Origin of the sequence: Sphingopyxis sp. (assembly GCF_034380315.1) — a bacterium.
In the GTDB taxonomy this organism is placed as follows: Bacteria; Pseudomonadota; Alphaproteobacteria; order Sphingomonadales; family Sphingomonadaceae; genus Sphingopyxis.
Genome location: NZ_JAXMPB010000002.1, coordinates 337614 through 357959 on the forward strand (window position 1 = coordinate 337614; position 20346 = coordinate 357959).

The window sequence follows — 20346 nt, forward strand, 5'->3', positions numbered from 1 at the left end:
GCCCCATCCCCTCCCCAGGTTTTGGCGTCAAACCAGTTGCATCTGCGCGACCGGCGCGAAGCTGTTGCGGTGGAGCGGCGTCGGGCCGAGCCGACGCAGGGCCGCCAGATGCTGGGCCGTACCATAGCCCATATTACGTTCCCACCCAAAGCCGGGAAACTCGGCAGCCGCCGCGATCATGAAGCGGTCGCGATGTTCCTTCGCCAGGATGCTCGCCGCCGAAATACAGGGATGCAGCGCATCGCCGCCCACCACCGCGCGCGCCGCATAGCGCCAATTGGGCAAACGATTGCCGTCGACGAGCAGTTCGACGGAATCGCACCCCAGTGCCTCCACGGCGCGGGTCATGGCTAGAAATGTGGCCTGCAATATATTGATGCGGTCGATTTCCTCGACGCTTGCCTCGCCGATCCCCCAGCGGCATCGCGCCCTTATCTCGTCCTCCAGCGCGGCGCGGCGCCGGGCGGTGAGTTTCTTGCTGTCGTCAAGGCCGTCGATCCCGTCGGCGCACAATATCACCGCCGCGGCGACCACCGGCCCCGCGAGCGGCCCGCGCCCGGCCTCGTCGACCCCCGCGATCAGCACGTCCCCTCCAGCGCCAACGCGCGGGCGAACAGCGTCAGATGCGCCACGGCGGATATCTCCGATATTCACCCGCTTGATAGAGGCACAAGCGATTGCCCGCCGGGTCGGTCAGCCGCGCCTCGCGCCAGCCCCATTCCTCGTCGCGCGGCATCTGGTCGAAACGGACGCCGCGACGGGCAAGATAAGCCACCCAGGCGTCAAGCGCGCCGCTTTCCAGATATGTCACCGTACCGCCCGCATCGGCGCCGCCGACATGGACAGAGAGGGTGACGCCGTTCGCCGCTTCGAAGCGCGCATAACCGTTCGACGGGCTATCGACGATCTGCGTCAGCCCCATCTGCTTGTAGAAGGCGGTCGAAACCCCGTAATCCCGGGCCGGAAGGCTGATCTGGTTAAGCGCAGGGCCGGTGAACAATCCGTCGTTGCGCACGGCATGATGCCCCATAGGGCCATGGCCCTCCCCCAAACCCGGCGCATCGAGCAGCGCGAGCCTGACGAAATCGCGCCCGCGCGCGACGGCAGGTTCCAGCGGCATCCCCTGCGCCAGCCCGGTCGCCACGGCACTTGCCAGCGTACAGCCGGTGCCATGCATGTGCCGCGTATCGATCCGCGGCGCTTCCCAGCGCGCGACCTCTCCCGCGTCAGGCTCGAACAGGCGATCCACGACCGTATCGCCCTCCGCATGCCCCCCCTTGACGAGCAGCGCGCTGCCATGCGCCAGCACGCCGTCGATGCCGCCCAGCGCCGCCAGCTCGTTCAGATTGGGGGTCGTGACGGCGGCGCGGCGCATCAGGTCGCCGAAAGCCCTGATCGTCGCGGGGTCGGCCAGGACCGACCCGCTGGTCGTGATCATCACCGGGTCGAAAACGACCGCGGCGCCGGCAAGGTCGGGCTTGGTCAGACGGGCCGCAACCGCCTGCGCCGTCTCCGCGCTGCCGATCATGCCGATCTTGACCGCATCGACACCGATGTCGGTGACGACGCTGTCGATCTGCATCAGCACCATTTCGGTGGGGATGGCATGAACGCCCTGTACACCTGTGGTATTTTGCGCAGTGATGGCGGTGATGGCGGTCATCGCATGGCCGCCCAGCATCGTGACCGTGCGTATATCGGCCTGAATTCCCGCGCCGCCGCCGCTATCGGACCCCGCGACGATCAGAACGCGAGCGGTCATCCCTTATATTTCCGCTCCGTCGATCCAGGAAATTTCGCCAGCGCAGCGCCTTCGCGCAAGGGGCGGTCGAGCAGATCACCGCCGCAATTGGGGCAGCGTTCGTCGAGTTTGTCGGCGCAATTCGCGCAGAATGTACATTCGAACGAACAAATGAACGCACCATGGAGGTCGGCAGGCAGGTCACGCCCGCAACGTTCGCAATCGGGTCGCATCTCAAGCATGTTAATTCTCTTCTCCGTCATAATAATCGACTGCATCGGCCAGACGGCCGATATGCCTCATTCCCCGCTCGCCAGGCCGTCCCGTGACGGCGCTGAACTTGCCGGAATCGGGATATTCGCAAACCTCGACATCAACCAGCGTCGATACGGCGAGATATTTTAGGTCGCATGACCCCGTGTTGATGATCTGGTGCGCGACTTCGGCTCCGCCGGTCGGACAGGCAATGACGTCATGCTGACGAAGCGGATAGCGCCGATCGCCGAAACGCAGCTCGCCGTCGCCTTCGCCTTCGAGGATGAAGAACATCTCTTCCTCGCCATGATGGCTGTGAAACGGGCATTGGACCTTGCCCGGCGGAAGAATGGTCAGATTATAGCCAAGGTCGCGGGCGCCGATCCGCTCGCCGATGAAGGCACGCCGCGACGTGAACACCCCATTGTCCTCGACATCGTCAAAGGTCAGTCGATCGAGATTGACGACCGGACCGGCCACGTCAGGCCGCCGCCGTGCGAACGGCTTCGCAGATCATGTCCACGACCTGTTCGACCTGTCCCGCATCGTCGCCTTCGGCCATGACCCGGATGACCGGCTCGGTTCCCGACGCCCGGATAACCAGGCGGCCGCGACCGTTCAGGCTGTTTTCTCCCTCGGCGATCGCCGCGCGGACCTGGGCATCTTCGAGCGGCTTTCCGCCCGCAAAGCGCACATTCTTGAGCAATTGCGGAACGGTGTCGAACTGGTGCAGCAATTCGCTCGCCGGTTGCCCGGCCACCACCAGTTCCGCGAGCACCTGCAACGCCGCCAGCGTGCCGTCGCCCGTCGTCGCATAGTCGGAAAGGATCATATGACCCGACTGTTCGCCGCCGACGTTGAACCCACCGCTTTTCATCCGTTCGAGGACGTAACGGTCGCCGACCTTCGTACGTTCGAGTCGCAGCCCCTGACCTTCGAGATAGCGTTCAAGGCCCAGGTTCGACATAACGGTCGCCACGACGCCGCCGCCCTTCAGCCGCCCCTGCCGCGCCCACGACGCACCGATCAGCGCCATGATCTGATCGCCGTCGACGATCGCGCCCTTTTCGTCGACCACGATCAGCCGATCCGCGTCGCCATCGAGCGCAACGCCGATGTCGGCCCCGCTCGCCACCACCGTTTCCTGAAGCAATCCCGGCGCCGTCGAACCGCAACGGTCGTTGATGTTGGTACCGTTGGGCGTCACCCCGATGGTGACGACATCGGCGCCCAATTCCCAAAATACGGTCGGCGCGCTGTTGTAGGCCGCACCATTGGCGCAATCGATTACCATCTTCAGCCCGTCGAGCCGGACATCGGACGGCAGGCTTTGCTTGACCGCGTGAATATAGCGTCCACGCGCGTCCTCGATCCGCTTCGCGCGGCCGATATGCGCCGGGTCGGCAAGCGTCGGAGCAGCTTCCAGCAACGCCTCGATCTGAAGCTCGTCCTCGTCCGACAACTTGTAGCCATCGGGCCCGAACAGCTTGATGCCATTATCGTGAAAGGGGTTGTGGCTGGCCGAAATCATCACCCCGAGGTCGGCGCGCATCGACTGGGTCAACATCGCAACCGCCGGGGTCGGCATCGGCCCCACCTGAACCACATCCATGCCGACGCTGGTAAAACCCGCGACCAGCGCATTTTCGATCATATAGCCCGAAAGGCGCGTATCCTTGCCGATCACCACGCGATGCTTGTGCGACCCGCGCAGGAAATGTGCGCCCGCCGCCATGCCGACGCGCATCGCGACTTCAGCGGTGATCGGCGTCTTGTTGGTCAGTCCGCGTATCCCGTCGGTTCCGAAAAACTTGCGCATGGCACCTCTGCTTCCTAAGCCGTGGACAGGACATGGGCCCGACCCGGCACACTCGGGATGGCACTAGGTCACCCATTTTTGCTTGGCAAGTTGGCCTTGGGGTTTGCCGGGAGATTATAACGTGAAATCGGCATGGATTATCCTCTCGGCGCTGATCGCCGGGATGCTTTTAGGGATCGGGGTAGAAGCGGTTTCGCCGGATGCGGCACAGGCCTCCCTCCCCTTTGTCGAGCCCTTTGGAACATTATGGCTCAACGCCCTGAAAATGACGATCATCCCTTTGATCGTCGCGCTTTTGATCACCGGCATCACCGCCACCGCCGACGCCGCGCGCGCCGGAGCGCTGGCGGCACGCTCGGTCGCGATCTTTCTGGTCGCGATCTTCTTGTCGGGGTTGATGTCGCTCATCATGACGCCGACATTGCTGCGCCTGTTTCCGCTGTCCGCAAGCGCGGCCGATGCCTTGCGCAACGGCCTGGGGGGCCCGACGGAGGCTGGCGCGTCGCCGACTTTTTCCGACTTCCTGCTGTCGCTGATCCCCACAAACCCGATCGCCGCCGCCGCCGAAACGGCAGTCCTGCCGCTTATCGTCTTCACGACCATCTTCGCCTTTGCGATCACCCGCGTCGGCCCCGAACAGCGGGCCACCCTGTCTGGATTCTTCAAGGCTTTGGGCGATACGATGCTGATCGTGATCGGCTGGGTTCTGGCCCTGGCACCGTTCGGCGTGTTCGCGCTCGGCTATGCCCTGGCGGTCAAGGCCGGGTTCGCGGCCTTTGGCGGCCTTCTCCATTATGTGCTGATCGTTTCGGGCATCGGCGTCTGCGTCGTGATTCTGGGGCTGCTTTTGGCCTGGCTGGTCGTGGGCATTCCGCTGCCGCGCTTCGTCCGCGCGATGGTTCCCACGCTGGCGGTCGCGATCTCGACCCAAAGCTCGCTCGCCAGCCTGCCCGCGATGCTCGGCGCGGCCACCACGCTGGGGGTCGACGCCAAGAAGGCCGACATCGTCCTGCCGCTGGCGGTGGCGTTGTTTCGCTTTACCAGCACCGCGATGAATCTGGCGGTCGTGGTCTATATCGCCTGGCTATTCGGGCTGGAATTGACGCCATGGGAAATGGCGGTCGGCCTGGCGGTCGCGATGGCCGCCGCGCTCAGTTCGGTCAGCCTGCCCGGATCGATCAGCTTCGTCACCTCGATCGCACCCATCGCCGTGTCGATGGGCGTGCCGGTCGCTCCCCTCGGCCTGCTCGTCGCGGTCGAGACCTTTCCCGACATATTCCGGACGATCGGCAATGTCGTCGCCGACGTGGCCGTGACCAAATATGCCGCCGACGGGGTCGAGGATGAGGCCGCGCAAGAAGGATCAGCGCCATGAAATATCGCTCACTGGGCCGGGGATTGACGGTTTCGGCAATCGGCATCGGCTGCATGCCGATGATAAAGGGCGGCAATATCCTCTATGGCGAGGCCGCCGATATCGACGAATCGACGCGCACCATTCACCGGGCGATCGACCTTGGCGTCACCTTTTTCGACACAGCCCAAATCTATGGCCCGTTCAGCAACGAGGAACTGCTGGGCGAAGCAATCCGCGGCAAGCGCGACGGGCTGGTGATCGCAACCAAATTCGGCTTTCGCTTTGAAGGCAAACAGATCGTCGGGGTCGATGGAAGCCCGGAAAATGCCCGTCGCGCATGCGAAGGATCGCTCCAGCGGCTGGGCATCGAGACAATCGACCTTTTCTATCAGCACCGCGTCGACCCGGCCGTGCCGATCGAGGAAACCGTCGGCGGAATGATGGAATTGGTCGCCGAGGGCAAGGTTCGCCACATCGCGCTGTCCGAAGCCGGCCCCGCGACGCTCCGCCGGGCGGCCTCCGCCGCTCCGATCACCGCACTGCAGAGCGAATATTCGATCTGGGAACGCGACGTCGAGGAAGAGATACTCGGCGTCTGCCGCGAGCACGGCATCGGTTTTGTCCCTTACTCGCCGCTTGGCCGCGGTTTCCTGGCAGGGGCGGTGCGCCGCCGCGACGATCTTCCCGACGGCGACTGGCGGCGTAACGATCCCCGCTATTCGGACGAAAACCTGCCGGCCAACCTGCGCATCGTCGATGCGATCGGAACGGTTGCCGACCGGCATGAAACCTCCAAGGCACAGGTCGCGCTCGCATGGCTGCTGGCCCAGGGCGACGACATCGTTCCGATACCGGGAACCAAGCGCCGGGCAACGATGGAGGACAGCGTCGCCGCCGCCGAACTGGCGCTGACCGCAGACGATCTTGCCGTTATCGACGCCGCCGCGCCGCGAGGCGGGACCAGCGGCCCGCGCTATGGCGAGCAGGGTATGCGCATGGTCCGTCTGTAACGGAAAACCGCCAGTCCCAGGCTAGGATGCTCGAGGGTCGCGATCGCCCTCCGCCAGCCTGGCGTGGAGTGCATCGACCTTTTCGACCAGTTCGGCGAGCCGCATCTGGTCGATCTTTTCATGCAGCCGCATGATTTCAAGTTCGGCGCGCAGATTAATCTCATAATCCACGCTGGCCGACAGCCGGTCCTTGGCCGCCTGGCGGTTCTGGCTCATCATGATGATCGGAGCCTGCACCGCCGCAAGCGTCGAAAGCATCAGGTTCAGGAAGATATAGGGATAGGGGTCAAAGGCCATGCCCCACCGTTCGAGCACCCCGGAATTGAGCAGCATCCAGCCGAACAGAATCAGCGCGAAGATGACGATGAAGCTCCACGAACCGCCAACCGCAGCCACCCGGTCGGCCAGGCGGTCGCCGAAGCCCGCCTGTGCATCGTCGAGGTCGGCGGCATCGCGGCTGGTGGGTGCGCGATCTGCGATCGCCTGAACGACCCGGCGCTCTTCCGGATCAAGCTGGTCGAATGCCCGTCCGAGCAAACGCAATGACAAATCGGTCAGATGCGTGTCGGACGACACACCGCCTACCCCACCCAGCGCCAGATACCCGCGACCATATAGCCAAGCGCGCCATGCGCCCAGCTCGCCGCCAGCCAGAGGGCGATTCCGCCGAACAGTGCGTGCCCCCGCGGGATCGCATCACCCCACGGGCTGGTTCCCGAAATCTGCCGCGCAAAGGGCAGGAAACTGGTCCGAGCCGCCCAATGCCGCCAGGCATCGCCCATCAATCGCGCCTTCTTGCGATCCTGACCCGCCGACCCGGCAAGCGCGAGGAAGGCGATGATGCCCGACAACAAAATTTGTCCAGGAGTCGGGACGACGAGCGCATGCGCGAAAGCCCAGAGGGCAAAGCTCCACATCATCGGGTGACGCGTAATTGCGAACACCCCGCGCGGCGCGGCTTGCGCCGCGGCCCTCGCCCCCGGCGCCGCCAAGGCAGGGTTGCCGATCAGCGACCCCATGAACAGGACACTCGCCAGCAAGACGAGCAGCGAAGAAAAGGCCCATAGCCCATCGCCGACCGCCCACATCGGCGGTTCCGGCGGCATCCCGCGCCACGCCTGCACCATCATGATGAAGGTCGCGATGGCGACGATCGAATAGACCATCTGAAACGCCCGCTCGCCCATCCGCCCGGCGAGAGAATCGCGCAGCGGATGAGACAGGAGCAGATGCGAGCCGACGAAAATGGCGCCGGTCGTCAACAAAAGCGTCATGGGCTGCATCGGATTATCCCTTCCTTTCCAACCTTTTCAGGCGCTTTTGCCTCAGAAACCGTTAGCGATCATAGGCCTTCGGCAATGCGCCTTCCTGCGGCGTCGCGTAGCGATCACGCAGCCGGTCCTGCCGGGTCGTGAGCGATTGCGGACGACCATCGATCCAGACGGCAGTCGGACGGCTGCCAAGTTCGAGAGGATCATTGTCCCAGATCACCACGTCGCCGACCCGCCCCGGCCGCAAGGATCCGATCGTCGCATCCATGCCAACGGCACGCGCGGGCGCGCTGCTGATCGCGGCAAAGGCCTGGTCCCAGCTCAGGCCGCTGGCCCCCGGGACGCGCGACAGGCCAACCAAATTACCGGCATATTGCGTAGTATAGCCCATTTTGTGGGCATCGTCGTCGTCGAAAACACCCACCGACACGTCGACGCCAGCAGCCTTCAGGCGACCGGCATTCGACTGCGTCGCGCCCAGCCGTTCGAAATTGCCCGGCAGGTCGGTGAGCGGCGACACGAGCACGGGAACCTTTGCCGCCGCAATCTCGCGCGCCACCAGCCAGCCGTCGGTTGCCCCGACCAGAACCAGCTTTAACGCGGGAAACTCGCCCTTGAGTTTCAATACATTGACGATGTCCGCAGCACGGTCGACCCGAACGAACAGGGGCGTCGTTCCATCGATCACGCGCACCAACGCCTCGGCATCGGCACGCTGCAGCATCGCGTCATTCCCCCATTCGGCAAGCGCCGAAGGATTGCGGGAATAGCTGCGCGCCGCGAGCAGTTGTTCACGAAACAACAGGAAGGTCGCGGCGCGGCTGCCCCCTGCCCTTGACGAGCCATCCTCGCCAAAGGCGACGAATTGCAAGGCGCGCGAGCGCGTGACCATGTTCATATCGTCGGCAAGATCGACGACGGCGCCCTGCCCGGCGAACAGGTTGCTGCTCGCCTCGGGCGCAACGATCGCCCGCGTCACGCCTGCCGCGCGGTTGACCGCGACCGGCGATCCCATTGGGTTGAGCGCCGGGGCGATATCGAGCCCGGCCGAAAAGCGGCTGCGCCGTGCCGACCGGTCGTTCGTCCCGCTGACCGCGTCAACTTCGACCAGTCCGACCCGGCTGAACGCCGCGACGATGCCGGGCGTGACCCAGCGGCCTTGCGCATCGACGCGCTCGACACCCGCCGGCACGGCCACTCCGGCCCCGGCCGCGACGACCTTTCCGCCGCGCACGACGACGGTGCCGCCCTCTACCGGCGCGCTGCCATCGCCGATGACCAGACGCGCGTTGGTGATCGCCACATCCTGTGCGACGACGGGGGCCGCGACCAGCGCGGTCGCGCAAAGAAGCAGGGTGCGGATCATTTCACATCTCCTTCGCCCGGCTGCCCCAATTCGAAATCGGTAACGGGCCGGCGGCGGGGGTCCGCCGCATCGAACATCAAGGCTCCGTCGATCCAGACCTTTTCAGGCCGCGTATAAGCGCTGAACGGATTGCCGTTCCAAAGCACGATGTCCGCCATCTTGCCGGGCTTCAGGCTGCCCGTGACATCACCGATGCCAAGCGCCTTCGCCGGGTTGAGCGACAGCCACGTCCAGGCTTCGGCATCGCTGATCGACATACCCATACGGCGTCCTGCCACCAGCGCCTTGGCGGCTTCCTGGTTCAGTCGCTGAATCTGATTGGCATCGTCGGAGTGAACGATGGTGCAGGCCCCGGCCTTGTAAACGAGCGGAACATTTTCCGGGACGGCGTCATAGGACTCCATCTTGAACCCCCACCAGTCGGCCCACATCGCCGAACAAATGCCTTCCTTCGCCAATATGTCGGCGATCTTGTAGCTTTCGACCGCATGGTGAAAGGTCGAGACCTTATAGCCGAATTCCTTCGACATATCGATCACGAGCGCCATTTCGTCGGCACGATAGCAGTGATTGTGGATGAGTATTTCACCCGACAACACGCCCGCCAGCGTTTCCATCGCCAGATCGCGATCGGTCGCCTTGCCGTCGTCCATCTTCTTCTTGAACGCTGCGGCCTTCGCCCAGGTCTGGCGGTTGACCGCGAAATTGCCCATCCGGGTCGAGGGTGTCCGGCCCTTGCCGCCATAGACACGCTTCGGATTCTCTCCGCAGGCCATTTTCAGGCCATAGGGGGCGCCAGGGAACTTCATCCCCTGCACCGTGCGCGACGGCACATTCTTGAGCGTGATCGATCGCCCGCCCATCAGGTTCGCGCTGCCCGGCAAAACCTGGAGCGCGGTAACGCCGCCATTGGCAAGCGCCCGCGTGAAACCCGGGTCCTGCGGCCATACGCTATGTTCCGACCAGACTTCGGGGGTGGTCGGACTGGTCGCTTCATTGCCGTCGGAATGCGCCTCGACACCCGGCGACGGATAGTCCCCGAGGTGGCTGTGAATGTCGATAATCCCCGGGGTCAGATACTTTCCGGTACCATCGAACACCGCGATGTCGGCGGGAATGGGCGTATCGGGACCGCCGACGGCCGTAACCTTGCCCCCGCTGAAAAACACCGTGCCATTATCGATCCGCTTGCCCTCGCCGTCAAAGATCGTGACGTTGCGCACCGCCGTCGCCTGTCCCGGATAGGGTTTGTACGTCGAGGGATAGGGGTCCTTGTTGAACTTGGCAGGTTTTTCGGCCGTCGCGGCGGGCTTGTCGCCCGCCGGTTTGGCCGCCGTTGTACCGGTCGCGGCACAGCCCGCAAACATCAGCGAGGCCGCAGCCAACAGGCCGCCCTTCATACGTCGGATCATGATTTACGCCCCTTTGGGTTCGGGATGGACGCCAGCAGCCTGCGGCTCGGCGAGCTCGTTCGCACCAGCAAGATCATCTGCATCGCGCAGCGTATCGAGGTGCATCAGTTTGCGGATCAGCGGCGACACGACAATCACCAGCACGCCAAAGCCGATCGCCCACAGGCCGATCGTCTGATAAACGTCAAGGACCAGCGCCTTTCCGGCGCCCTCGCCGCTCGCCTTTTCCGATCCGGTCGCCGCCGCGATCAGCCCGGCCGCAAAATTGCCAGTGGCCGACGCAAAGAACCAGGTCCCCATGATCAGGCTGGCCATATGGGCGGGAGCAAGCCGGTTCATGGCGCTGAGCCCGACCGGCGACAGACACAATTCGCCGGTCGTGTGCAGCAGATAGATGAGGAAGATGAAGATCACCGGCGTCGCATGGCCGAGACCGACCGCTTCCGCCCCCCATTTCAGGACGAGGAAACCAAGGCCGAGTTGCAGCATCGCCAAACCGAACTTGGCCGGAGCCGAAGGTTCCCACCCCCTGCGCCCAAGCCAAGTCCACAGAGCCGCGAACAACGGTGCGAGCATCACGATGTACCCGGCGTTGAGCGACTGGAATACCGAAGCCGGAACGCCCGCCCGGTCGACATAGCGGTCGGTAAACAGATTGAGTGAAGAGCCTGCCTGTTCGAAAAGCGCCCAGAACAGGATCGACCCCAGGATCAGGAACATGGCAGCGAAGATACGATCGCGATCTTCGGACGGCAGCTTCACCACCGCGGTGAATATCACATAAGCAACCAAGATCGCCCCGGCGATGCCCAGCAGGGTTCCGACCACCGCCTGATTCTGCACCATCCACCAGCAAACGCCGACGGCGACAATCCCGACAAGATAGAGGAGCCATTCGAACTTGATGCCCATGACGGGCGCGGCGAGTTTTGCCGGATCGGGCGCTTCGCCGCGTCCCAGAAGGAACGGCTTGCCCCAGACGAAGACAATCAGGCCGAGCAGCATACCGAAGCCGGCAGCGCCAAAGCCATAGGCCCAGCCATAGGTCTCGCCCAGATAGCCGCAAAGCAGCGATCCGAGGAAAGCACCGAGGTTAATGCCCATGTAGAAAATCGTATAGGCGCCGTCGCGGCGCACGTCGGTGCGCGGGTAAAGCTGTCCCACGATCACCGAAATATTGGCCTTCAAAAAGCCCGAGCCGACGATGATGAAGGCCAGCGCCAGCCAAAATATGTTCAGGCTGGCCGGATCCTGCCCGCCGTCCCCTTCGAACCCCATGATGAAGTGGCCGAAGGTCAGCAATATGGCCCCATATAGCACCGCCTTGCGCTGCCCGAGCCATTTGTCCGCCAGATAGCCGCCGAGCACCGGGGTGATGTAAACCAGCGCGGTATAGGCACCATAGATGACGCCCGCCTCGCCATCGGAAAACAGCCAATGCTTGGTCAGATAGAAAATCAGGAGCGCGCGCATCCCATAGTAGGAGAAGCGTTCCCACATTTCGGCGAAAAAGAGGACAAAGAGCCCTTTGGGATGGCCGAGGAACGTCCCCGCGGCGTCCCCGTGCTGGGCATAGGCTTTGGTCATGGCGACCCTTTCCCTGGAGATCATATATGATTTGGCCCCTCGAACGGGGCGGATCGGCGCAACCTAACGGGAAAATTGCGTAAGGGAAGAATCTAATTGCGCTGGAAACCATCCGGCGCGGATCAAATTATTGCGAATGGATCGCAACACTTGCATCGCTGCGCGGCAAAGGCCACATGCCAACCATGTTCAACGACACCTCCTCGCTTCTCGCCCATCTCGCCACCCGCCGCTCGGGCAAGGCCCGCGACATGCTGGCGCCCGGTCCCGACGCTCCGCAGCTTCGCGACATCATTTCGGTTGCGCTGCGCACCCCCGATCATGGCAAGCTCGCGCCGTGGCGGGTCGTCACGATCGCGGACGAACAGCGCGGTGCCTTTGCCACGCTGCTCAAACGGGCATGGGTCGCGGCGAATCCCGGCGCGGCGGGGATGGACCTCGCGGCGCTCGATCAATTTGCGCACCAGGCCCCGACCCTGCTCGTCCTGCTCTCCACCCCGGTCGCGAACAGCAAGATTCCCGTGTGGGAACAGCAAATGTCGGCCGGCGCCCTCGGCATGAACCTGCTCCATTCGGTCCATGCCCACGGCTTTGTCGGAAGCTGGCTGACCGGCTGGGCCGCCTTTGACCCCACCGTGGCCGCAGCCTTCGGCGCCGGGACGGACGACAGGGTCGTCGGCTTCTTCTTCCTCGGCACGCCTGCAAAATCGCTCGAGGAACGCCCTCGCCCCGATTATGACGATGTTGTTCGCACGTGGGACATATAGTTTCACTCAAATTCCGTCAGTTATAATTTTCGGCATTTGACTGTGCTGCTGTCTTATGGCATTAAATCGCCATGCTCGATCAGCCCAAACCCGTATATCAGCGCCTGCGCGACGTGATCGCCAACGCTATCCTCGACGGCACCTATCGCGATGGCGACATGCTTCCGTCGGTGCGCTCGCTGGCGGCCGAGGAAGGCGCAAATCCGCTGACGGTCGCCAAAGCCTATCAAACCTTTCAGGATGAAGGCCTTGTAACGGTAAAGCGCGGCGTGGGGATGTTCGTCGCCCAAGGGGCAACCGATCGGCTTCGCACCCTGATGCGAGAGGATTTTCTGACCAATGTCTGGCCGCCTGTCGCAGAACAGATGCAGCGAATCGGGCTCGACGCCCGCGCGCTGCTCGACTTGACAGAGGCCTGAGCGCGCGCATCGCACCGCAGTCGAGGGCACATCGTCGGATCGTGCGGATGCGGCCCTATTTGTCGCGCAGCGCCATCGCGCTGGCGAACATGCCGGCAAACATGTCGGGCGTCAGCCGCCCGGTGTTCATATTGTAGCGCGAGCAATGATAGCTATCGACCAGATAGCGATCGCCCGAAATCCGATGAACCGCGCCATGCGCAAAAGGGTGTGCCGCAAGCCGCTCGCCCGCGGCGCGCAGCACGGCCTCGTGCGCGATCCGTCCTAGCGCGATGATGACGCGCAACCGAGGCATCGCGGCGAGCTGGCGCTCGAAATAGCGACGGCAGGCGGCGATCTCCGACGGCAGCGGCCGATTGTCGGGCGGCAGGCATTTGACAGCATTGAAGATCATGGCGCCATCCAGCACGAGGCCGTCATCCGCCCGACCATCGAAGCGCCCCTTGCTGAGGCCGAAACGGGCAAGCGCATCGAAGAGCACGTCCCCGGACCGATCGCCTGTGAACGGGCGCCCGGTCCGGTTTGCCCCAAGTCGCCCCGGCGCCAGCCCGACCAGCGCCAGCCAGCCATCACCATCGCCGAACACCGGAACCGGCGCATTCCACCAGTCCGGATGCTCGGCCCGGCATTCGCGGCGCAAGGCAACCAGGCGCGGACAGCGCCGGCAGTTGCGCGGCGGCTCGCAGCGACGAAGCGGGCTGGCCATATCCATGGCCGAACGATAGGGGCCAAGACATGACCCAGGCAATGCCTCTCCCTCTTTATGCCATCGGCCTTGGGTCGAACCGGCGCCATGCCCGTTTCGGGGACCCGCGCCGGGTGCTGCTGCGCGCGATCGCAGCCATAGAGAGCGAAGCGGTCGAAGCGGTCGACGCTAGCCCGATCATCGCGAGCGCGCCGCTGGGGCCGTCACGCCGACGCTACGCCAATGCGGTCCTCCTTGTTGCCTCTTCGCTCAGCCCGCCCGAGATGCTGGCCCACCTCAAGGCGATCGAGGCGGAGTTTGGCCGACGCATGGGGCAGCGCTGGGGCGCGCGCACCCTCGATCTCGACATATTGCTCTGGTCCGGCGGCACATGGGCCGACGATATGCTGACCATTCCGCACCCCGAAATCGAACGACGGAATTTCGTCCTCGCGCCGCTCGCGACAATTGCCGCAAACTGGCGCCATCCGGTCAGCGGGCTAACGATTCGACAGCTTGGCGCGAAATTTGTCCGGCCAAAGCCGGTTGACCGGGGCGCGGCGGGGCTCTAGGGCGACGGCTCACTTCGGGCGCCGACAGGTTCAGCGCCACGTTGGGGCCCTTAGCTCAGTCGGTAGAGCAACTGACTTTTAATCAGTAGGTCGCTGGTTCGAACCCAGCAGGGCTCACCACCTCTCCGCCATCGCATTCCGCAACGCCAGGCGCCGATGGGCGTCACGCGAAGTGCAGTCGCCGGTACTTGCCGCGAAAATAGAGCAGCGGATCGCGATGCGGCTCGAACTGGGCGCGGACGACGCGGCCGACGAGGATGAAGTGATCGCCTGCCTCGTGGACAGCCTCGCGCTGGCATTCGAACGAAACGAGCGAACCACCGAGCAACGGCACGCCCGTCTGGCCCGTCGCCCAGGGCAGTCCCGAAAAGCGATCTTCACCCTTCATCGCGAAGCGATTCGATGCGGGCTGCTGTCCGATCTGCAGCACATTGACGCCAAAATGCGCCGCGTCGCGCAGCAAGGGCGCGGTCCCTGCCCCATTGGAGATGCAGACGAGCAACAGCGGCGGATCGAGCGACACCGACGTAAAGCTGTTCGCCGTAAGCCCTGCCGGCACCCCCGCTTCGTCGAGCGTTGTGACGATAGTGATACCAGTCGCGAAACATCCCATCGCGTCGCGCAGCGTGCGCGGATCCGACCCCGCCTTGAATTCCATCGCGTCGCGCGGTTGATGTCGCTCCAGAAACGCGAGCAACTGGCCAAGCAGCGCTTCGCGCCGATCGGTCGCGTGATCGACGTCGGCCTCGTCGATGTCCGCGCATTCCCCCATCGGCAGCGTGTTGGTGAGCACATCGCTGGCCGCGGTGCATTCGGCGGGCGAAAGTCCGCCGCGCATCACCAGGGTCGGCAACGAAATGCGGGCCGCGGTGCCGTTCGCGATCAGGTCACTGTCGTCGGGCATATCGACCAGGACCAGCCCTGCGGCCAGATGCGCTCCGTCCGGCGAAAGGGCGCGGGCCGCGATATGCCCCGCGCGGTGCGCCGCGACGACGACGGGGCGGGAGCCCATTTGAGCCAGCACGGCGCGCAAATCCTCGACATGCGCCACCAGATCGTCGCCGCTCCATTCCGCAGTGTCCGTTTCGCGCAGATCAAAGCTGACAATGCGGCGCCCCGAAAGGACCAGTGCTTCGGCGACGTCGCGCCATGCGCCGCGCCCGTCCCCGGCGTCGGGAACCAGCAGCACCGGCGGATCATTCTCATCGCCCAACCGGTCGGCAGCGAGCCGGAGACCGCCGAAGCCCTTGAAATCGAAACTGGTCAAGCAACCCCCTTGCCTTGCGCGCCGGCGAATTGCGGGCGGCTTTGCGACGGACCGAATATGGGATTCGATCCATATCGAAAGCCAGCGCACCGCGCCAGTCGCGCGGGGGCAGGATCAGCCGCGAAAGGCGGCGAGCCGTTGATCCACGATCGCTTCGGCCTCTTCGATTATGCGGTCGATCAGTTGCTGACAGGTTGGAATGTCGTGGATCAACCCCTGGACCATGCCGGCCCAAAAGACACCCTTCGACAAATCGCCGGTTTCCAGAAGCTCGCGGCCAGCCTTGCCGTTCACCAGTTCGGCGACATCGGCGAAGCTAGCGTCGGGCACCGCCAGCCGGCGCACCACCTCTTCCGATACGGCGCTTTTGCCGACGCGGGCAGTGTTCTTGAGGCTCCGGAAAATCAGGAAGCTGCCGCGCTCGTCATTGTCGACATAGGCCTGTTTCACATTGTCATGGATCGGCGCTTCCCTGGTCGCGCAAAAGCGCGTGCCCATGTTGATCCCCTCAGCACCAAGGCTGAGCGCCGCGACCAACCCGCGTCCGTCACCGAAACCGCCCGAGGCGAGCATCGGGATCTTTACCTTGTCCGCCGCCGCCGGGATCAGGATCAGCCCCGGAATATCGTCCTCGCCCGGGTGCCCGGCGCATTCGAAGCCGTCGATCGAAATGATGTCGCAACCGGCGCGCTCGGCCGACAGCGCGTGGCGCACCGCGGTGCATTTGTGGAGGATGGTGACGCCATGGGGTTTCAGCATCTCCCAAATTTCGCGCACCGCCTGCGTTCCCGCCGTCTCGACGATCTTGACGCCGCCATCGATGATCGCCTGCGCATAAGCCTTGTAGTCGGGGGCGTTGATGGTCGGAAAGACGGTCATGTTGACACCAAATGGCTTGGCGGTCATGGCGCGGCACCGTTCGATCTCGTCGCGCAGTGCCTCGGGACTGGGCTGGGTCAGGGCCGTCAAAATGCCCAATCCCCCGGCGTTCGACACCGCGCTCGCCAGTTCCGCATAGCCGACGCTTTGCATCCCGCCCTGCACGATCGGATGTTCGATGCCCAGCATCTCGGTGATCCGCGTCTTGAAAGCCATTCCATTTCTCCCTGAGCTGCTGGCGACCCACTAGCGCTTATGTTGGTCGATCCATGAATTAACTTGACGCTTACGTCAACGTCGGGTTGATTTGTCGCAGGCCCCACCCACTAGCCGAGGAAACCGCATGAGCAGCCCCGAGCGCGCGCGCCTGATCGCCGACAAAGTCGAAGCCTTCGTGCGGCAGAGCATCGTCCCTTATGAGCGCGATCCGCGCCGTGACCATCATGGCGCCCCGACCGATGAACTGGTCATGGAAATGCGCGAAAAGGCACGCGCCGCCGGGGTGCTGACGCCGCACATTCTGGCGGACGGCAGCCACCTGACCCAGCGCGAAACCGCCATGGTGCTGACCAGAAGCGGGCTGTCGCCGCTCGGCCCGCTGGCGTGCAACACCATGGCGCCCGACGAAGGCAATATGTATCTGCTGGGACATGTCGGCAGCCCGGACATCAAGCAACGCTTCCTCAATCCGCTGATCGACGGGCGCGTACGTTCCGCCTTTTTCATGACCGAACCCGCAGAGGATGACGGTGCGGGTTCCGATCCATCGATGTTGAAGACGTCGTGCCGGCTCGACGGCAATCACTGGGTCGTGAACGGCCGCAAATGCTTCATCACCGGGGCAGAGGGCGCGCGCGTCGGCATTGTCATGGCCCGAGCGGAAGAAGGCGCATGCATGTTCCTGGTCGATCTGCCCGATCCCGCAATCCGTATCGAACATGTTCCCAACACCATCGACAGTTCGATGCCCGGCGGCCACGCGACGGTGGTGATCGACAATCTGCGCGTTCCGGCCGACCAGATGCTGGGCGAGGCCGGCGAAGGCTTTCGCTATGCGCAGATTCGCCTGTCGCCGGCGCGGCTGTCGCATTGCATGCGCTGGCTCGGCGCCTGTATCCGCGCCAACGAGATCGCCACCGATTATGCCAACCGCCGCCAGGCCTTTGGAAAAACGCTGGTCGATCATGAAGGCGTCGGCTTCATGCTCGCCGAGAATCTGATCGACATCAAACAGGCGGAACTGATGATCGACTGGTGCGCGGGCGTGCTCGACAGCGGATCGCTCGGCACCGCCGAAAGCTCGATGGCGAAGGTCGCGGTATCGGAGGCGCTGATGCGGATCGCCGACCGCTGCGTCCAGGTGATGGGGGGCACGGGCGTCACCGACGCCACGATCGTCGAGCAGGTGTTTCGCGAGGTTCGCGCCTTTCGCATCTATGACGGCCCGACCGAGGTTCACAAATGGAGCCTGGCGAAAAAGATCAAGCGCGACTGGCTGGCAGCCCAAAGCTGACAGGTTCGTCAGTTGCCTGTCGCGGCGACCCGCACCATAATTCTTGACGTTTACGTTAACGTCCGGTTTGTTGCGCAAAAGAACCAGATGCCGAACGAGCGATGGGAGAAGGACGGATGCAGCCATGACGATCCTTTATGACGAGGGCCAGCAGGCGATCGCGACCGAAACGCGGCGCGCGCTCGAAGCGCGGGTCAGCATGGAAGAATTGCTCCCGCTGCTCGAAAACAGCGGCGAATATCACGAACCCTTCTGGACGCTAGCCAAGGAACAGGGTTGGACCGCCCTCACCCTTCCCGAGGCGCATGGCGGTCTCGCGCTCGGGCTGATCGAGCTTGGTCTGGTTGCGCATCAGGCAGGCCGGACGATGAGCGGCGCGCCCTTCCTGACCTCCGGCTTCGGCGCAGCCAAAGCGATCGCGCTTTACGGAAGCGATGCCCAGAAGGCGCGCTGGCTGCCCGGCCTCGCGAGCGGCGAGACCATCGGCGCCATCGCCTTTGCCGGCGGTCCCGACATACTGCCGTCGCGGCCCGACGCGACCTTTGCGGACGGCCGTCTCGGCGGCCTTTCGCGCGGCGTAACGGGTGGGCTGAAGGCCGATGTTGCCATTGTCCTTGCCGCCGATGCGGCAGGCACGCCCGCCCTGCTCCTCGCCGATCTGGCCCCGGTACGCCGCACCGCGGTCGCCAGCTTCGACAACAGCCGCTGTATCGCCGACCTGCATTTCGAGACGACAGCCGCCGAGACGCTTTTGATCGGAACCGAGGCGCGCGACGCCGCGCTCCACATCCTGGCGCTGCAGGCGGTCGTCACCGCGCATGAGCAGACCGGCGGCGCGGAGATGTTGATGGAGATTGCCCGCGACTATGCCGTGACGCGCAAGGCGTTCGGTCAGCCGATCGGCGCCTTTCAGTCGGTCAAGCATCGCATCGCCGAACTTTATGGTCTCGTCGAACTCGCGCGGGCCAATTGCATCCACGCCGCGGCGCGCGAAGGCCAGGCCGATTTTCTGAAGGCCGCCGCCGCGGCGCGGCTGTCGGCGAGCGAGGCCTATGACACGGCCGCGCGCGACTGCATCCAGATCCACGGCGGTATCGGCGTGACCTGGGACATCGGTCTTCACCTGCACATGCGCCGCGCGCGCAGCCTGGCGATCGAACAAGGGAGCGGCCTGTTCTGGGAGGATGTGCTGGTCGACCAACTGGCGGAGGAAACGGCATGAGCGATCTGGAAGCCTATCGCGCACGCGCTGCGGCGTGGCTTGAATCGATGGCCCCCATCTATGGCCGCAGCGCGCGCCAGGGGCTGTCCGAGGCCGACGATCTGGCGCTCGGCCGCCGCTATCAGCGTGCCAAGTTCGATGCGGGCTATGCCGGGATCAACTGGCCGACCGATTTGGGCGGTCAGGGCCTGGGCCATATCGAAAAGATTGCCTTTGACGCCGAGGAAATGAAGCATGGCTTTCCCAACTTCTATTTCGGCATTTCGCTCGGCATGCCCGTACCGGTGCTGATGCAGTTCGGCACTGACCGCGACTTTGTGAAGGAACGGGTGCTGAAAGCCCTGAAGGGCGAGGAAATCTGGTGCCAGCTTTTCTCGGAACCGTCGGGCGGCTCCGACCTGGCGGCGCTGCGCACCCGCGCCGAGGTCGATGGCAATGGCTGGAAAATCAACGGGCAAAAGGTCTGGACCAGCTGGGCCCATTACAGCGACTATGGCGTCATCGTCGTGCGCACCGACCCGGCGGTGCCCAAGCACAAGGGGCTGACCTATTTCTGGGTCGACATGAAAGCACCCGGCGTCACGGTGCGCCCGATCAAGCTCGCGGGCGGCGACAGCCACGTCAACGAAGTGTTTTTCGACGATGTGAAGATCGGCGACGACCAGCGCATGTCCCCGGTCGGTGGCGGTTTTGCGGTCGCGATCGCAACATTGATGATCGAACGCTATGTCGCGACCGACAGCGCGGGGTTCGGCCCGCATCTGGGCCATTTCATCCGCCTGGCGAAAGAGACACATCGCGATGGTCGTCCGGCGATCGAGGACGGCCGCATCCGCGCACAGATCGCGCGCAATTATGCGATGCGGTCGGGGCTCGATTCGATCAACCATCGTGCAAGGTTGATGATGCAGGCCGGAATGATGCCCGGCCCCGAAGGTTCGCTCAACAAGCTGGTCGCGGTACGCTCGCGCCAGAAACTCTCCGAACTCGCGCTCGACCTTCAGGGAAGCGACGGCTTCGCCTTTGACGCCCATGCTTCGCAGAAAGAGGATTGGGCATCGAGCTGGATCAACGCGCCAACGGGGCGCATCGCGGGCGGATCGGACGAGACGTTGCTCAACACCATCGCCGAAAAGATCCTGGGCCTGCCGCAGGATCACCGCCCCGACAAGGGCATCCCCTTCAACCAGATTCCCGCCTGAAG

The 20346-nt window shown here is 64.0% G+C and carries 21 protein-coding genes and 1 tRNA gene; 9 read left to right on the plus strand and 13 right to left on the minus strand.

Features of this window, described 5'->3' with window-relative positions; all coding sequences use genetic code 11:
* Positions 1-27: 27 nt before the first annotated feature.
* From U0S50_RS04675 to glmM, 5 genes are read right to left on the minus strand one after another with little or no spacing between them, the layout of a single operon-like run.
* The gene (locus U0S50_RS04675) at positions 28-585 is read right to left on the minus strand and encodes a ribonuclease HII (protein WP_322307598.1); all 558 of its coding nucleotides are present in this window, start codon (positions 583-585) and stop codon (positions 28-30) included.
* Positions 586-619: 34 nt separating this feature from the next.
* Positions 620-1762: a bifunctional hydroxymethylpyrimidine kinase/phosphomethylpyrimidine kinase gene (gene thiD, locus U0S50_RS04680; protein ID WP_322307599.1), complete on the minus strand. Its 1143-nt coding sequence runs from the start codon at positions 1760-1762 to the stop codon at positions 620-622.
* Positions 1759-1983, minus strand: a complete 225-nt coding sequence (locus U0S50_RS04685) for a DUF1272 domain-containing protein (protein ID WP_322307600.1) — start codon at positions 1981-1983, stop codon at positions 1759-1761. Before U0S50_RS04685 ends, thiD begins: the two co-directional genes overlap by 4 nt.
* Position 1984: 1 nt before the next feature.
* The gene (locus U0S50_RS04690) at positions 1985-2476 is read right to left on the minus strand and encodes a cupin domain-containing protein (RefSeq protein ID WP_322307601.1); all 492 of its coding nucleotides are present in this window, start codon (positions 2474-2476) and stop codon (positions 1985-1987) included.
* A gap of 1 nt (position 2477) precedes the next feature.
* Complete coding sequence (glmM, locus tag U0S50_RS04695; RefSeq protein WP_322307602.1) at positions 2478-3815, minus strand: phosphoglucosamine mutase; 1338 nt, start codon at positions 3813-3815, stop codon at positions 2478-2480.
* Between the two features lie 121 nt (positions 3816-3936).
* Here glmM and U0S50_RS04700 point away from each other — a divergent pair, with 121 nt between their 5' ends.
* The gene (locus U0S50_RS04700) at positions 3937-5190 is read left to right on the plus strand and encodes a dicarboxylate/amino acid:cation symporter (protein WP_322307603.1); all 1254 of its coding nucleotides are present in this window, start codon (positions 3937-3939) and stop codon (positions 5188-5190) included.
* A complete protein-coding gene (locus U0S50_RS04705) occupies positions 5187-6182 on the plus strand; it encodes an aldo/keto reductase (RefSeq protein WP_322307604.1) in 996 nt (331 codons plus the stop codon). The genes U0S50_RS04700 and U0S50_RS04705 overlap by 4 nt, the downstream gene beginning before the upstream one ends.
* A 21-nt stretch (positions 6183-6203) precedes the next feature.
* Here the strand turns inward: U0S50_RS04705 and U0S50_RS04710 are convergent, their stop codons facing one another.
* The 5 genes from U0S50_RS04710 to U0S50_RS04730 are packed head-to-tail and all read right to left on the minus strand — an operon-like array spanning position 6204 to position 11818.
* Complete coding sequence (locus tag U0S50_RS04710; protein ID WP_322307605.1) at positions 6204-6758, minus strand: DUF1003 domain-containing protein; 555 nt, start codon at positions 6756-6758, stop codon at positions 6204-6206.
* A gap of 5 nt (positions 6759-6763) precedes the next feature.
* The gene (locus U0S50_RS04715; RefSeq protein WP_322307606.1) at positions 6764-7465 is read right to left on the minus strand and encodes an NnrU family protein; all 702 of its coding nucleotides are present in this window, start codon (positions 7463-7465) and stop codon (positions 6764-6766) included.
* A gap of 52 nt (positions 7466-7517) precedes the next feature.
* Complete coding sequence (locus U0S50_RS04720; RefSeq protein ID WP_322307607.1) at positions 7518-8819, minus strand: amidohydrolase family protein; 1302 nt, start codon at positions 8817-8819, stop codon at positions 7518-7520.
* Positions 8816-10231, minus strand: a complete 1416-nt coding sequence (locus tag U0S50_RS04725) for an amidohydrolase (RefSeq protein ID WP_416194954.1) — start codon at positions 10229-10231, stop codon at positions 8816-8818. The genes U0S50_RS04720 and U0S50_RS04725 overlap by 4 nt, the downstream gene beginning before the upstream one ends.
* Positions 10232-10234: 3 nt before the next feature.
* Entirely contained in the window at positions 10235-11818 is a 1584-nt protein-coding gene (locus U0S50_RS04730; RefSeq protein WP_322307608.1) for a peptide MFS transporter, read from the minus strand.
* A gap of 185 nt (positions 11819-12003) precedes the next feature.
* Here U0S50_RS04730 and U0S50_RS04735 point away from each other — a divergent pair, with 185 nt between their 5' ends.
* Complete coding sequence (locus U0S50_RS04735) at positions 12004-12585, plus strand: nitroreductase (RefSeq protein ID WP_322307609.1); 582 nt, start codon at positions 12004-12006, stop codon at positions 12583-12585.
* A gap of 71 nt (positions 12586-12656) precedes the next feature.
* Entirely contained in the window at positions 12657-13004 is a 348-nt protein-coding gene (locus U0S50_RS04740) for a GntR family transcriptional regulator (RefSeq protein WP_322307610.1), read from the plus strand.
* 55 nt (positions 13005-13059) lie between these two features.
* Here U0S50_RS04740 and U0S50_RS04745 read toward each other — a convergent pair whose 3' ends face one another.
* The gene (locus U0S50_RS04745) at positions 13060-13716 is read right to left on the minus strand and encodes a uracil-DNA glycosylase (protein ID WP_322307847.1); all 657 of its coding nucleotides are present in this window, start codon (positions 13714-13716) and stop codon (positions 13060-13062) included.
* A gap of 23 nt (positions 13717-13739) precedes the next feature.
* Between U0S50_RS04745 and folK the strand changes: the two genes are divergently transcribed.
* Entirely contained in the window at positions 13740-14261 is a 522-nt protein-coding gene (folK, locus tag U0S50_RS04750) for a 2-amino-4-hydroxy-6-hydroxymethyldihydropteridine diphosphokinase (RefSeq protein ID WP_322307611.1), read from the plus strand.
* Between the two features lie 44 nt (positions 14262-14305).
* Positions 14306-14381: transfer RNA gene (locus U0S50_RS04755), tRNA-Lys, on the plus strand.
* Between the two features lie 43 nt (positions 14382-14424).
* Here U0S50_RS04755 and U0S50_RS04760 read toward each other — a convergent pair.
* Both U0S50_RS04760 and U0S50_RS04765 read right to left on the minus strand, forming a co-directional pair.
* Positions 14425-15528 carry a flavin reductase gene (locus U0S50_RS04760; protein WP_322307612.1) on the minus strand — a complete coding sequence of 368 codons (1104 nt, stop codon included), beginning with the start codon at positions 15526-15528 and terminating at the stop codon, positions 14425-14427.
* Positions 15529-15642: 114 nt separating this feature from the next.
* Entirely contained in the window at positions 15643-16623 is a 981-nt protein-coding gene (locus U0S50_RS04765; RefSeq protein ID WP_322307613.1) for a nitronate monooxygenase family protein, read from the minus strand.
* Between the two features lie 127 nt (positions 16624-16750).
* Between U0S50_RS04765 and U0S50_RS04770 the strand changes: the two genes are divergently transcribed.
* From U0S50_RS04770 to U0S50_RS04780, 3 genes are all read left to right on the plus strand, one after another.
* Positions 16751-17920, plus strand: coding sequence for an acyl-CoA dehydrogenase (locus tag U0S50_RS04770; RefSeq protein WP_322307614.1), 1170 nt, complete (start codon positions 16751-16753; stop codon positions 17918-17920).
* Positions 17921-18044: 124 nt separating this feature from the next.
* A complete protein-coding gene (locus tag U0S50_RS04775; RefSeq protein ID WP_322307615.1) occupies positions 18045-19142 on the plus strand; it encodes an acyl-CoA dehydrogenase family protein in 1098 nt (365 codons plus the stop codon).
* Positions 19139-20344 carry an acyl-CoA dehydrogenase family protein gene (locus U0S50_RS04780; protein ID WP_322307616.1) on the plus strand — a complete coding sequence of 402 codons (1206 nt, stop codon included), beginning with the start codon at positions 19139-19141 and terminating at the stop codon, positions 20342-20344. Before U0S50_RS04775 ends, U0S50_RS04780 begins: the two co-directional genes overlap by 4 nt.
* The last annotated feature ends 2 nt before the right edge of the window (positions 20345-20346 follow it).